The sequence below is a fragment of the Pseudomonas sp. BE134 genome (genome assembly GCF_031456105.1).
Taxonomy (GTDB): Bacteria; Pseudomonadota; Gammaproteobacteria; order Pseudomonadales; family Pseudomonadaceae; genus Aquipseudomonas.
Map to the genome: position 1 here is coordinate 77,013 of NZ_JAVDUA010000031.1, position 13,395 is coordinate 90,407.

The following is a 13,395-nucleotide window of genomic DNA, read 5'->3' on the forward strand; positions in this document are numbered from 1 at the left end:
GGGTGATGAGTCAGTTGGCGCTTGAGGGCTGTTGCAAAAAGGTCCGCCAGATCTGGTGACCGTGGTCCACAAAACGTTGGGTACAGGCAAGGAATTCGGTGCGCAGCGTCACATCGACCAAGGGGTGCGGCAGCAGGGGATCGAAAACGATCTGGCGGATGGCTTCGCGGCCGAGGGTGAAAGACTCGCGTGCGGCCGCCTCCAATTTCAGTTGATCGGCGCGCAGGGTCCAGCTTTCCAGTTGCTCGCAATGGCGGCGATAGTTGTCGTTAAGCAACTCGCCATTCCACAGGCTGTGTATTCGCTGCGCTTGCGTGTCCTCGAAGCCCGAGGCCTGGAAAACCAGGGCGGCCGGTTCCAGGCCGAGCTCGATCAAACGTTGGCGCAAGGATTCGACATCCGGCTCGACATTGTTCGGGCGTACATACAGATCCTTGTCCAGTTCCGCGAAGCCCAGCATGTGCAGCGCACGTTCACGCTGGCGCAAGACGTTACGGTCACTGCGCCCCAAGGCGTTGCACGCAACCATCAGATAACTACCGTCCCACGGCCGCAGATGCTGCTCCACGCTGCGCCACCCAAACAGTTGCGCCGAGATGTCCTTGGCTTGCGGTCCCAGCTGATAACTACCGCGTCCCGCGCCTTCAAGTAAGGCTTCAATCGTGAGGCGAGCCAGCGTGACCCGAACGTTGTTTTCGCTGATTCCGAATAGCTCACACGCGACGATGGCTTCCTTGACCTGCAAGGGAACACCGTTTTTAGCGACCAGCAGTTCGAGCACCAGGCTTTTTGCGCAGGGTTTCATTGTCTTTCCAGTTCATTACGCGTTCGGCTGGAAATTATCTCGATTTGTAATATTACGCAATGAGTGATTTAAAAATAAAATCTGTAACTAGGAATGCTTGATGCGGGGAGATGTGGCAGCCGGATGTACCGCTAAATTCACTCCATCCTCATCGCGGCGAGAAAACTTTCGCGCTGACAAATTTCCTCTTCCACGGCCCTCACTTCCTTCATGTAAACCTCTACCGCGGGTGGCAGTGAGCGCTCTTTGAGGTAGATGAAGCCATAACGGGTGCGCAGTGCGAGGTCATGGATGGGTAACGGTACGAGTTCACCCGCCAGGATTTCCTGCTCAAATGTCGATAAATTCCCTATGGCCAGCGCATTACTGGACTCGACGAACCTGACGATTTGCATCGGCACGTCTATTTCGATCGCCGGTACAAAATCACCCGTCACCGCATCATAAGCGCCTGCACAACCCAACGTTGCCGGGAGCAAGTGGCTGGCCAACCGCAGCGGAAGGCGCGAGGCCACCCATGGATAATCGAGGGTTTGCGCCAACGTCAGTGAACGACGTTTCGACAGCAGCGGATGGCCAGGGCGGCAAAACAACCGTCCTACATGCTCACCCACCAGCTCACAGGTGAACTCCTCCCTGCCGAGTAACGTGCTGATTTCGGCGATTCCCAGATCCACTGCTCCTGTGGCGACCTGATGGGCAACCTCACGCCATCCGGCGACATGGGCAGTGACCTTGATGTGCGGATATCGGGCGTGCATTCGCGCGATGCTGGCGTAGCCGCTGGTGACGCTTGGATAGGGACCCAACGCCACCTTCAGTGCGCCGATATCGCCTCCTGCCAGCAAGGCAATGTCACGCCGCAAGTCTTCCTCGGCCATCAACAAGCGCTGGCTTTTCTCGCGAAGCAGCTGTCCAAACGCCGTCAACACGACGCCTTCCGTGCGGCGGTCGAACAGCGTGACCCCGAGTTCGCTCTCCAGCGCCTGGATGCTTTTGCTCAATGCCGGCTGGGAAACCCCCAGCGCTTTTGCTGCCCGACCGAAGTGTGCGTGTTCAATCAATGCCAAGAACTGACGTAGGCGGCGAGGCGTCATGTCATAACCTTTATGTTATCGAAAAGCATCAAAACGGAATTTTTCGTAATCAAATGAATATGCTATTCATGGCCGTACCGGGTCAAGCTGGCGACGCACATACACAGGCAAACCGTGCGCAAACAACGGCATTGACGCTCATTTGCACCCCTTTTTTGCGCAGGAACCATTACATGCATAACAAGACCCTTCATCTGGCACTGGCAATCACGCTTGGCAGTGGCGTCAGCCCTGCGGTTTTTGCTGCAGATGCAAACGGCGCACGTTCAGATTCGGCCTCAACACAAAATGCGCACTTCGATAGCAAGGGCAAAGCGCCGTCGACTTACACAATCGAACTGCAAAATGGTGTGCGCAAGGCACTTCCATTCGCGGACAAGCGCGACTTTGAAGAAGCGAAAAAAGGCTTCATCGCTGCACCGACCTACGACAAGATCATGGCTGATGCCGGGAACGTCGCCTGGAACATGGGCAGTTATAACTTCCTGACTGAAGGCAAGGACTTCGACAGCATCAATCCGTCCCTGCAACGACAGGCTGTCCTCAACATGGCCTTCGGTCTGTATGAGGTGGTTCCCGACAAGATTTACCAGGTTCGCGGGTTTGACCTGGCCAACATCACCTTCATCAAGGGCGATACGGGCTGGATTGTGTTCGACACCCTGATGTCGAAGGAAACCGCCAAGGCAGCCCTGGACTTCATCAATGAAAAAGTCGGCAAGCGTCCGGTTGTCGCGGTTGTGATTTCTCACTCCCATGCCGACCATTTCGGTGGTATCCGTGGAGTGGTCGATGAAGCCGATGTGCGTAGCGGCAAGATCCCGGTGATCGCCCCCGAAGGTTTCATGGAGCATGCCGTGGCGGAAAACGTCTACGCCGGCAATGCCATGAACCGGCGCGCGTTCTTCCAATATGGTGTGATGTTGCCGCACAGCCCCTACGGCCATGTCGACATGGCCATTGGGAAAAATGCCTCCATTGGCAGCATGGGGCTGATCGAGCCCAATCGCTACATCTCGAAAGATTTCGAAACCCTTACCATCGACGGTGTGGAGATGGAGTTTCAAAGCACCCCAGGCACCGAAGCACCTGCTGAGATGAACACTTGGTTCCCGCAATTCAAGGCCTTCTGGGCCGCTGAAAACATTACCGGCACGATCCATAACATTTACACCCTGCGCGGTGCATTGGTCCGTGATCCACTGGTGTGGTCGAAGAACATCAACAACGCCTTGTACCGTTACGGACAACAAGCCGATGTCATGTTCGCATCCCACAGCTGGCCACGTTGGGGTAACGAGCGGATTCAGGACGTCATGCGTGCGCAACGCGATGCCTACGCCAACCTGAACAATGCCGTGCTGCACGCCGCCAACCAGGGCGTCACCATCAACGAGATTCAAAACGTCTATAAGCTGCCCGAGAGCCTGAAAAACAACTGGGCGACTCACAGCTACCACGGCTCGGAAGAGCACAATAGCCGTGCCGTGATCAACCGCTACCTGGGTTACTGGGATGCCAACCCGGCGACATTGATGCCGCTGTCCCCGAAAGATTCGGCACCGCTGTATGTAGAAATGATGGGCGGCGCAGACAAGATCATGACCAAGGGGAAATCCCTGTTCGATCAGGGTAAGTACCGCGAAGCCTATGAAATCCTCAATAAACTGGTGTACGCCGAACCCCAAAACAGCAAGGCCAAGGACCTGCTGGCGGATGTTTATGAGCAAGTCGGCTACCAGAAAGAAAGTGCCGGAGTACGCAACAGCTTCCTCGCTGCGGCGTATGAACTGCGCCATGGCATGCCCAAAGGGGTGCCGCCGAAATCCACCGGGCCTGACATGATCCGCGCCATGAGCACCGAGTTGTGGCTTGAATACCTCGGCATCGCCCTGGACGGCAGCAAAGTCGCGGATCAACACTTCGTCCTGAACCTCAAGACGCCGGACAATGGTGAGGAGTTTGTGGTTGAGTTGAGCAATTCGACGCTGACCAATATCAAAGGGCAGCAAGCGAAAAATGCCGACCTGACGATCACCATTAACCGCTCTGATCTTGAAGGCGTAATGGCAAGGAAAACCGGCTTCGAACAACTGGTCCAGGCTGGCAAAGCCACTTTCGAAGGCGACCCTAAACCCTTCGCGCAGTTGATGGCTGCCATCACCCCGTTTTCCCCCGCGTTTGAACTGATTCCAGGCACCAATCAGTAATCCATCGCCTGCTATACGGTGAAGCAACCTTGCGCACGTGGAAACCTGTCGTGCGCAAGGTGCACAAAACCCGGGAGCGGTACCGCAACACGCCAACGTCCATATATGGACTCCTCCTTATTTGAACTTCCTTTGTTTTGGCTCCCATACCGACCGCACCCATATATTCGGCCCTTCTATGGCTCTGGGTTTTAATGAAAAAACTTTCACGGCCATTCTGAGGCGTTTTCCAATTCAAAATTGATCCACGTTAGCTACCTATCCTCCTGAGACACGTCTACAGGGAAGTACGGAGGTGATTAACGCGGGAACTCTGCGAAAGCTCAGAGATCTGGTGCGCCGTGAAGGGGTCTCGGTGCGTGAAGCCGCCCGGCGATTGTGCATCTCCAGAAATACGGCCACCCGCTGGCTGTCCGAGCCGGAATGGATAGAACCACGCTACCCGCAACGCGCAGCGTCCCCGGGACTGCTTGATGCCTACAAAGACCATTTGGTGCTCTGGCTCAAAGCCAATATCCATTGTGGCGAGCGTGATCGTCGCAGCGTTGGCGCCTGCTTCGAGTGCCTGCGGACCCTGGGTTTTCTCGGTAGCAAGAGCCTGGTTTACAACTACTGCCGATCCTGGAAACAGCAACAAAACAGCGCACTGCGGCGCCCCGATTTTGTGCCGCTCAATGATGAGTCAGGTGCCGGCTTATCGTTTTCAGCAAGCAGGGAAGGGCTGACCGCCAGGGAGTGGCAGGTGCTGACCTGGATTGGCAGAGGCAGGTCCTGTCGAGAAATCGCGACATCGATGGGGATCTCCCCCCTTACTGTGCGTAAACACCGATGCAATATCCTCGAAAAGTTTGGCCTGCATAGCACAGCACAGTTGGTGGCGTTCGCGATCAGCACACTGCGACGACATGGCAACGTGCAGGGTCAAGAGGAGCTTTCTCGGCTAAGTGCACGAGAGCGGCAAGTTGTCATGTTGCTTGCTAAAGGATTGACCAGTAAAGAAATTGCAAAAAATCTCAGTATCAGTCCCGCCACAGTGCGCAAACATCGCGAGAACGCAATGAAGTCCGTACGTGCACACCGAATGGCATCGCTAATGTGGCACGCAGTTGGACTCGATGATCTATAAATGGCTGCCCTTGAGTAGTACGTCATTGGAGTTATATAAGGCTCGGTATCGGACGCACAGAATGTTTTCGACGCGAGACAAAACATCCAGGTCGCGTGTTATGCGGCTCCGTCGGTTCGATTAGCCGCAATAGTAAAAAGGATCTTTAACGCACGTTAATTAAGGCGAATGAAAATGATCAATTGGAATGGGCAATTCACTCAAATTATCAGGAAATCCAACCCGACCCTGTGGGGTAACTGGACGCTGAGCAGTGAGGTTTCTCCGGGTGCGGTCGGAATTCTTGATCCACTGACAGGGACCTTCAAACTCATCGCTGACAGCGTACCTGGTGTGGATGCACAGAACTTTATAACCACCGCGGTTAGTTCGGATTGGGACACGATGTCCAGCGAAGTCAGCCGAACTGAAACCGAAGTCGACTTGGGAGCTGAAGCCACTGATCCGGAGACCGGAGTTACCGCTAAGGCGGGGTTGGAAATTGCGTGGAAGTTTGGCCGAGAGGGGTCGATGGTGTCCAAGTGCGCGTTGGACTCAGAGTCGGTACTAAACAACCCGGATGCGGTGCTTGCGAATCAACTGGATTGGTTGGTCCAGCGTGCAAACCAATCCGGCATGGGCTCGAATAACGGAATTGCGCAAGGTTTTGGCATCATTACCAGTGTGCTGTATGCCCGCAGCGGATTGAATGTCGGCTCCATGGCAAACGACAACTCGTTTACGTTGAAAGGCAATGCTTCTGCGGTACAAAAAATGGTCGGCGACGTTAAAGGCAAAGGATCGTTTACATCGGCCAGTTCAAGCAAAAGTGTCGACAAACATCTGTGGCCAAGCGAGTCAGGCGTGCTGGCAAAAAGTACGGCACCCCTGGCGTACACGTTTGCGTCTTTTGATGGGCGTCTGTTATTGCCGCGCTGGATTACCCACATCAGTGCTTTTCAATTGGTCATCAGTAACACCAACGGCGGTACGTACATCGTTGACGCGTCATTGGGGTACGACACTCCGCGCGGACGCAAGACCGCCGAAGGCACCGCTTCGGGAGGGCTGACCGTAACGTTCAGCGATATCCCGTTGGACGCGAGCAATGTTGTCCTTGAATGTGGATTTCGCGGCGTAATGTCGACAGAAAAGCACCTTCTCCAATGGAAGAGCCCACGCGGGCAGTGGGTCGGAGGCGTGCGTCATGTCGACTTGTACGGCGTATGGCCTGGTAGCACGCGAGCTGTCGATGTCGAGGCGGGAACGGCATAAGTAACGCATCGCCACATCAGAGCGGTTGCTCGGTCAACCGCTCTGAGTCGCTTCGTACCTCTTGAAAGTCCATCATTCAATTTCGGGGATATTCCCATGAGTGTTCACTTGAATAGTATTCCGACCACAAACTCCCTTGGCGAAATAAACTTGCGAATAACGTTTATTCAAAAAAAGAAAGATCAGGCTACGTTAAACGTCGGTGAGGCATTGAGTTTGACGATTAGTTTCGATTCGATCGGTGTAGGTACCTCAAGGCCTATGACGATTTATCAAAAAGAAACACCCGGCGAGATCAGCGTTGAACCTGGAAATCTGGCGTTTATCGAGAGGATCGACAACACCAGGATCGCTCTGCAATACGGGAGTCCGGGTGGTACCCAAAAGAGCATTGTCTTCACCCGATAAATTATGCCCGCAATGAAATAAGCTGTGGACGGCTATTCGCCCGAGGAGTTACTGATGGCTATTACATTTCATGGTAATGATTTGAATCTGAAAGATGTCTCGTGGGATCATCTTTTGACGGAACATGGTCTAGCAAATTGCGATTCTGCCATGGCGAATGGATGGCAGCGCAAATCCAAATGGTATGGTAATGAAGAAGATATCAGATCGCAGGTAAGTGCCGCTTACGATTCATTTCGTCAGTGGGCAAAAACAGTCGGTAACGTCACGCTTGAGCAAGATGCACGCTTTCGAAGTGCAGTTGACATCGATACGGGTACTCAATGCGGGACGGGAAGAGACGGGGCGGTTACCCAAGTTGTGCGTCTTGTGATGGAGATAAAAAATGCAGGTGACACTCGCATAGTGACTGCATTCCCTTGGTAACGCTGAAGAACTTCAGCTGATGGATTCAATGTTCGATTGCGTCTGGCGTTTTTTAATCAACACATTTACGCAGCCGGCTGACTGCTGTCGGTCGGCTGCGCATCTTTTTTGATTTACTGTCCAAGACGAGAGAGTGTCTCGCGCATCGGTTCGACGGATACCCCGATCAACCCATCGAGCGGTCTGTTCATCTCTTCAATAAGCAGGATCGCCGCCGTGGCCGAAAGCGCACACGTAAAAAATGCGGCAACGACCGTCCCGTTTTTGGGGGCGAACACGCCGAACGCGCCGAAGATAACGGATAGCCATGCGATGAGAACGATTAGAAACGTAACGGGAATCGAGCCATGTGCCTGTAGCAGTGTTAACCACCGTGCAGCCAGCACTTCATCGGCAATCTGTTGCGCATGAGCCTTGAGCGCTCGCTGCGAATCGTTGCCGGGCTTCAAATCGTCGATCTGTTGCCTGAGAGCATCTGAACGACTAATAGCCTGCGGGTTGTCGAGTTGCGAGATCGTTGCACTGTCGTGTGTTGCAACAAGCTCGATCACGGCAGCGTAGTTACGTTTGAACTCCGCACGGATGTCCTGGGTTTCGGGTCCGTACCTCGCCAGCGCCCGGTCGAACTGAAACACTTTGGCCGCGTTGACAGTGAGTTCAGTGTTGGTCGTTTGGAACGTCAGTCTGGCGGACGTGATCAACAGCCCAAGCACCATGGCGGCCATTGTCGCGATCAGTCCGGTCGCCAGTTTTACAACGGAAATGGATTCATCGCTCAGGTGGTGTTCTGGCAATAACGTCCGTATGTAAAGACCCAACAGTGCGCTGCTGAATACACATGCAAAAGCAATTAACGCGATGAGAAGAGGGCTCAATTCAAATCTCCAGTTATGGCAACGCAACTGTGTGGCTGAAGCCAGCTATTTACTGTATTTGCACGATGCCGGGTGGTGACCAGGTGCCGGAACCCGCTGGAAGTATGGAAGGCGCGTGCGTCTTCGGCCAGTAGAGGCGCATGACGAGGTAGATGGCCCCATCGGGGGCGGGCAACCAGTTCGCTACATTCTCTTTGCAGGGAGGCTCCTTCTGGATATAGAGGGTAAGCGACCCATCCGCATGCTTGTTCATGCCGGGCACCATCGGCGAATTGATGAGGTAGCGGTTGATCGGATTTTTTATCAAGAGCTGACTCGTGCCGTCATACATCGTGACTGACCAGAAAGCATTGGCCGGCGGGAGCTGTCCGGCTGGAAAAGTGATTGTGTAATTGTGACTGCCGTAGAGTGAATTACCGCTCGCATCGTTGTGAGCGAGGGGATAAACGGCTTCGACAGCATCATTTCCATAAATGCCAGCCTTCGCAGCGGCGGCGCGCTTTAACCAATTACCGTTGTAAAAGGCTTCGTCTCCAAAGAGGGAGCCGACTGTCCACCCATTGATTCTCTTCATATCTTGCGACAGATACTTCGATACTTTCTCGTCAGCCTCCTTCATGGCGAGCGAAATGGCAGCTTTGTGTTCCTTGGGAAGATCTTTGAACTCAACAGTCTTTTCCGGCCCGATGCCGATGCTGGCCAGCCGGACACGGAGCGCTTTATCCGCTTGAGTTTCCGGTACGAATTGAAGTGCGGCTTCCAGATACGGGTAGAAGTTGTCCTGGATGCCCGTGGTTGTGGCCGGGGGGAAATCAGTGTCAGGGGCGGCGGCCGGGGCAGGTTGTTTCAGGAATGCAGAGAGTGGCTGCGCCTTGTACCCCGCCTGAACCTTTACTACGTTTGGCATGTCCAGCGGGCTGAAGAGTTGGGTGCGAAAAATAGTCAGCGCGAAGGGGGTGGTCGAGTGAAAGACGTTTTCGATCCCGGCAGGTATCGAACCTTCCCAGTCAGGGCCGACGACTAAATAGGCACCGGGCTCCGTTCCAGTGGCGCGACTGCCTATGTAGCCGAAGTTATAAGTGTTGCCATCGATGAACTGCACCGAGTAATAACGTTTGCTGTCGACGGCAGGCACGGAGATGACCATTGGCTCCGCACGCAGATCCAGCCAGACCATGGAGTATGGCGTATCACTGTTGGGTGTGGCGAAGGCGGTGTCCTGCCAGGTGAAGACGCGCGTTTCATTGAATAGCTGATTGAACGGCGCTTTATATTGCCCGGAGTTCTTGTTCAGCACGAACTCGTTCATGACGGCGTAGTTCATCACAAGGGGCAGGCCGTAGACGTAGGCTTCTTCCGCGATGGCTTTGGTTTCGGGAATGCTGGGGACAGCAGGTCCGGACTTTCCCGCACAGCCGGCCAGCAGTACCACTGAAATGACACTGTAAAGCGCGCCGACGAACAGCATGCGTGCTCGTGATTTCATGTGTCTTGCGCTATCCAGCATTGCGATCACCGTCGACTAACCGTTGACTGCGGATCAGATTGCTCTTTCAGATATACCCGCCAGCGATGAGAGCGTAGTCCAGTTTGATATCTAATTCGGCAGGTGGCGGCGGCATCCATTGTGTGACCAGTCATCAGCCATGGGTTCAATATACGGCGGCGCCCGTTGTATCTGATTTCGAATAATGTTAAGTGGCTGTTTTAGAAGAAAAATATTTTAAGCAGGGGCTTCCCGGAAGGCGAAAAAGTTGATAAATTCCCGCCCACACGTAGCAACTGCTACAGGGGCGTCGCCAAGCGGTAAGGCAGCAGGTTTTGATCCTGCCATGCGTTGGTTCAAATCCAGCCGCCCCTGCCATATTCTGTATAAAAAAACGCCAGTACCGAATCGGTCTGGCGTTTTTTTATGCCCATCACTTGCTTTCCAGGCGATACGCCTTAGCGTTCAACCGCCTTCGCGCCCTGTACTTGTTGATCCGCATGGTAAGACGAGCGCACCAATGGGCCAGACGCGACGTTCTTGAAGCCCATGCGCAGACCTTCCTCGGCAAACCAGGCAAACACGTCCGGGTGCACGAATCGCTGGACCGGCAAGTGGCTGCGCGATGGTTGCAGGTACTGGCCGAGGGTGAGCATGTCGACATCGTGCTCACGCATTCTCTGCATGACCTCGATCACTTCATCGTCGGTTTCGCCAAGGCCCAGCATCAGTCCGGATTTGGTCGGTACGGACGGGACCAGCACCTTGAACTTCTCCAACAGGTCCAGTGACCATTCAAAATCCGAGCCGGGCCGCGCCGCTTTATACAGGCGCGGCACGGTTTCCAGATTGTGGTTGAACACATCCGGAGGTTCCGTCGCGGTGATCGCCAGCGCAACGTCCATGCGCCCTCGGTAATCCGGAACCAGGGTTTCCAGTTGCACGCCCGGCGAGAGTTTGCGGATTTCACGCAGGCAATCAACGAAGTGTTGTGCGCCGCCATCGCGCAGATCATCGCGGTCCACCGAAGTGATGACCACGTACTTCAGGCGCAGGTCGGCGATGGCTACGGCGAGGTTCATCGGTTCATCGGCGTCCAGCGGTTTTGGCCGACCGTGGCCGACATCACAGAACGGGCACCGGCGGGTGCAGATGTCGCCCATGATCATGAAGGTCGCCGTGCCCCCGGAAAAACACTCGCCAAGGTTAGGGCAGGAGGCTTCTTCACAGACACTGTGCAGCTTGTGTTTGCGCAGCAGTTGCTTGATCCGGTCGACCTCGGGAGAGATCGGAATGCGCACGCGGATCCAGTCGGGTTTGCGTGGGAATTCATCGGTCGGAATGATCTTGACCGGAATCCGCGCGACCTTTTCCGCACCGCGCAGTTTGATGCCGACTTGCAGTTTCGCCGGGACGGAGCTGGTTGGTTCCATCACTGTACTCATGTTTTTCTTCCTTTGGCGCGAGCGGGAGGGCGGTTAGCCCTCCCGTGGCGGATCAGTCGCGGTAAACCGGGAAGTCACTGCACATCGCAGCAGCTTGCCTGGCGATTTGCGCCTCGACATCGGCATCACCCAGATGATCAAGCAAGTCGCAGATCCATCCCGCCAACTCGATGCTCTGGGCTTCCTTGAAGCCACGGCTGGTGATTGCCGGCGTGCCGATGCGCAGGCCCGAGGTCACGAACGGCGATTGCGGATCGTTGGGCACGGCGTTCCTGTTCACTGTAATCCCGGCACGGCCGAGGGCGGCGTCGGCGTCTTTGCCGGTCAGGCCCTGACGAATCAGGCTGACCAGGAACAAGTGGTTGTCGGTGCCGCCGGACACAACGTCGAATCCACGGTCGATAAATACCTTGGCCATCGCCTGGGCATTGCGGATCACCTGAGCCTGATAGGTTTTGAAGCCTGGTTCCAGCGCCTCCTTGAAGCACACCGCTTTGGCGGCGATCACATGCATCAGCGGACCACCCTGACCGCCGGGGAACACCGCCGCGTTGAGTTTTTTCTCCAGTTCGGGATTGGCCTTGGCCAGGATCAAGCCGCCACGCGGTCCGCGCAGGGTTTTGTGGGTGGTCGTGGTGACGACGTCGGCGAATGGAATCGGGTTCGGGTACAAACCGGTCGCCACCAGCCCCGCAACGTGAGCCATGTCGACAAACAGATAAGCGCCAACCTTGTCGGCAATCGCGCGGAAACGTGGAAAGTCCAGCGTCTTCGAATAAGCAGAGAACCCGGCGATGATCATTTTCGGTTGATGCTCGACCGCCAGGCGTTCGACTTCATCGTAATCGATCAGCCCGGTGGCGGTGTCGATGCCGTACTGCACGGCGTTGTAGAGCTTGCCGGAAAAGCTGACTTTGGCCCCGTGAGTTAAGTGGCCGCCGTGGGCCAGGCTCATGCCCAACACAGTGTCGCCGGCTTGCAGGAGTGCAAGGAACACGGCGGCGTTGGCCTGGCTGCCAGAGTGCGGTTGCACATTGGCGTAATCGGCACCGAACAATTGTTTGGCCCGATCAATCGCCAGTTGCTCGACCACGTCAACGTGTTCGCAGCCCCCGTAATAGCGTTTGCCCGGATAACCTTCGGCGTACTTGTTGGTCAGGCCACTGCCTTGCGCTTCCATCACCCGTTGGCTGGTGTAGTTTTCCGATGCGATCAGTTCGATGTGGTGCTCTTGCCGTGCGTCTTCGGCGTTTATCGCCGCCAGCAGTTCGTCGTCGTAGCCTTTGATCTGGTCGTGTTTGCTGAACATGGTGTGGTCCTTTTTCGGATTCAGGAAATGCGTGGGGGGCTTCAAGCGTCGGCGTGTTCCGCGGTCAAGCGTTCATAGGCGTCTTGATCCAGCAAGTCGCTCAACGCCTCGACATCGACCGGTTTGAAGCGAAAGAACCAGCCTTCGCCCAATGGGTCTTCGTTGACCCGTTCCGGAGTGCTCTCGAGCGTCGCGTTGATCTCGACCACTTCACCGTCCAGCGGCATGCCGATACTGCTGGCCGCTTTCACCGATTCCAGTACTGACACTTCTGCGCCTGCATCGAAGGCGCCCAATTCAGGCACTTGCACGAACACCACATCCCCCAACGCCTGCTGGGCAAACTCAGTGATGCCAACGGTGACCAAGCCATTACTCTCAAGTCGCAACCATTCGTGATCGACGGTAAAACGCAATTCGCTCATAACAACTCCTCATTGTTCAGACTCATCCACTGCTGGTGGCGGATGACGTTTACAGGCTCGTGCGGGGCAGCGAGCGTGGTTGGGAGAGTGATAGCAAGGGTGGTGCCAATGTTAGATAGTTGTTTTAAATCAATTGGTTGTTGAGGTTTTGTGTGGCGGGGCGGGTGTTGCCTGTATTGAAATCCATACGGGCAAGAGAAGAGTAATGACCAGAGTAGGAAAACACGGGGTCGCGGCAGTCTGTCTTGAAATCGATACGCTGTATCGATTTGCAAACACTTGCCTGAACCACAACACATAACCCTGTGGGAGTGAGCCTGCTCGCGATAGCGGTATGACATCCAACATGGATGTCGACTGACACTCCCTCATCGCGAGCAGGCTCGCTCCCACATCTATGGTTACCCCCTTTTCTGCAATACTGTTTTTGATGTCGTGTTTGGCTTGCTTTCATCTATCCGGCGTCTGAGTGGGGTTGTGGCCCCGCGCCTCGATGAGAATCGATGCCCGACGATCCTAATTAGTGGAA

General features: G+C 55.1%; 12 protein-coding genes and 1 tRNA gene. 6 read left to right on the forward strand and 7 right to left on the reverse strand.

All coding sequences use genetic code 11. The features are described 5' to 3' along the window. Positions 1-10: 10 nt before the first annotated feature. Both J2Y56_RS23205 and J2Y56_RS23210 read right to left on the reverse strand, forming a co-directional pair. Positions 11-805, reverse strand: a complete 795-nt coding sequence (locus J2Y56_RS23205) for a PaaX family transcriptional regulator C-terminal domain-containing protein (RefSeq protein ID WP_007942587.1) — start codon at positions 803-805, stop codon at positions 11-13. Between the two features lie 137 nt (positions 806-942). Next, complete coding sequence (locus J2Y56_RS23210) at positions 943-1,902, reverse strand: LysR family transcriptional regulator (RefSeq protein ID WP_007942586.1); 960 nt, start codon at positions 1,900-1,902, stop codon at positions 943-945. A gap of 173 nt (positions 1,903-2,075) precedes the next feature. Between J2Y56_RS23210 and J2Y56_RS23215 the strand changes: the two genes are divergently transcribed. From J2Y56_RS23215 to J2Y56_RS23235, 5 genes are all read left to right on the forward strand, one after another. Then, a complete protein-coding gene (locus J2Y56_RS23215) occupies positions 2,076-4,112 on the forward strand; it encodes an alkyl/aryl-sulfatase (protein WP_007942585.1) in 2,037 nt (678 codons plus the stop codon). 334 nt (positions 4,113-4,446) lie between these two features. Beyond that, positions 4,447-5,238: a LuxR C-terminal-related transcriptional regulator gene (locus J2Y56_RS23220; protein WP_274517751.1), complete on the forward strand. Its 792-nt coding sequence runs from the start codon at positions 4,447-4,449 to the stop codon at positions 5,236-5,238. Positions 5,239-5,412: 174 nt separating this feature from the next. Further along, positions 5,413-6,492 carry a hypothetical protein gene (locus J2Y56_RS23225; protein WP_007942964.1) on the forward strand — a complete coding sequence of 360 codons (1,080 nt, stop codon included), beginning with the start codon at positions 5,413-5,415 and terminating at the stop codon, positions 6,490-6,492. 96 nt (positions 6,493-6,588) lie between these two features. Continuing rightward, positions 6,589-6,900 (forward strand): hypothetical protein, encoded by a 312-nt coding sequence (locus J2Y56_RS23230; RefSeq protein ID WP_007942962.1) that lies wholly within the window; start codon positions 6,589-6,591, stop codon positions 6,898-6,900. Positions 6,901-6,954: 54 nt separating this feature from the next. Beyond that, positions 6,955-7,326 carry a hypothetical protein gene (locus J2Y56_RS23235; RefSeq protein ID WP_033048698.1) on the forward strand — a complete coding sequence of 124 codons (372 nt, stop codon included), beginning with the start codon at positions 6,955-6,957 and terminating at the stop codon, positions 7,324-7,326. 113 nt (positions 7,327-7,439) lie between these two features. Here the strand turns inward: J2Y56_RS23235 and J2Y56_RS23240 are convergent, their stop codons facing one another. Both J2Y56_RS23240 and J2Y56_RS23245 read right to left on the reverse strand, forming a co-directional pair. Continuing rightward, a complete protein-coding gene (locus J2Y56_RS23240; protein ID WP_007942961.1) occupies positions 7,440-8,201 on the reverse strand; it encodes a DUF4239 domain-containing protein in 762 nt (253 codons plus the stop codon). 49 nt (positions 8,202-8,250) lie between these two features. Continuing rightward, on the reverse strand, positions 8,251-9,669 hold the full coding sequence (locus J2Y56_RS23245) for a DUF1254 domain-containing protein (RefSeq protein WP_007942960.1): 1,419 nt from the start codon (positions 9,667-9,669) through the stop codon (positions 8,251-8,253). Between the two features lie 321 nt (positions 9,670-9,990). Here J2Y56_RS23245 and J2Y56_RS23250 point away from each other — a divergent pair. Then, a tRNA-Gln gene (locus J2Y56_RS23250) sits at positions 9,991-10,065 on the forward strand. A gap of 80 nt (positions 10,066-10,145) precedes the next feature. Here J2Y56_RS23250 and lipA read toward each other — a convergent pair. The 3 genes from lipA to gcvH are packed head-to-tail and all read right to left on the reverse strand — an operon-like array spanning position 10,146 to position 12,866. Beyond that, complete coding sequence (gene lipA / locus J2Y56_RS23255; protein WP_007942959.1) at positions 10,146-11,132, reverse strand: lipoyl synthase; 987 nt, start codon at positions 11,130-11,132, stop codon at positions 10,146-10,148. Between the two features lie 52 nt (positions 11,133-11,184). After that, entirely contained in the window at positions 11,185-12,441 is a 1,257-nt protein-coding gene (glyA, locus tag J2Y56_RS23260; RefSeq protein WP_007942958.1) for a serine hydroxymethyltransferase, read from the reverse strand. A gap of 41 nt (positions 12,442-12,482) precedes the next feature. Further along, complete coding sequence (gcvH, locus tag J2Y56_RS23265) at positions 12,483-12,866, reverse strand: glycine cleavage system protein GcvH (protein WP_007942957.1); 384 nt, start codon at positions 12,864-12,866, stop codon at positions 12,483-12,485. Positions 12,867-13,395 lie beyond the last annotated feature (529 nt).

What these genes read in the sequence shown, in the direction of transcription:
- J2Y56_RS23205 (WP_007942587.1), bottom strand. Translation starts at nt 805, where the DNA reads ATGAAACCCTGCGCAAAAAGCCTGGTGCTCGAACTGCTGGTCGCTAAA.
- J2Y56_RS23210 (WP_007942586.1), bottom strand. Translation starts at nt 1,902, where the DNA reads ATGACGCCTCGCCGCCTACGTCAGTTCTTGGCATTGATTGAACACGCA.
- J2Y56_RS23215 (WP_007942585.1), top strand. Translation starts at nt 2,076, where the DNA reads ATGCATAACAAGACCCTTCATCTGGCACTGGCAATCACGCTTGGCAGT.
- J2Y56_RS23225 (WP_007942964.1), top strand. Translation starts at nt 5,413, where the DNA reads ATGATCAATTGGAATGGGCAATTCACTCAAATTATCAGGAAATCCAAC.
- J2Y56_RS23230 (WP_007942962.1), top strand. Translation starts at nt 6,589, where the DNA reads ATGAGTGTTCACTTGAATAGTATTCCGACCACAAACTCCCTTGGCGAA.
- J2Y56_RS23235 (WP_033048698.1), top strand. Translation starts at nt 6,955, where the DNA reads ATGGCTATTACATTTCATGGTAATGATTTGAATCTGAAAGATGTCTCG.
- J2Y56_RS23245 (WP_007942960.1), bottom strand. Translation starts at nt 9,669, where the DNA reads ATGCTGTTCGTCGGCGCGCTTTACAGTGTCATTTCAGTGGTACTGCTG.
- lipA (WP_007942959.1), bottom strand. Translation starts at nt 11,132, where the DNA reads ATGAGTACAGTGATGGAACCAACCAGCTCCGTCCCGGCGAAACTGCAA.
- glyA (WP_007942958.1), bottom strand. Translation starts at nt 12,441, where the DNA reads ATGTTCAGCAAACACGACCAGATCAAAGGCTACGACGACGAACTGCTG.
- gcvH (WP_007942957.1), bottom strand. Translation starts at nt 12,866, where the DNA reads ATGAGCGAATTGCGTTTTACCGTCGATCACGAATGGTTGCGACTTGAG.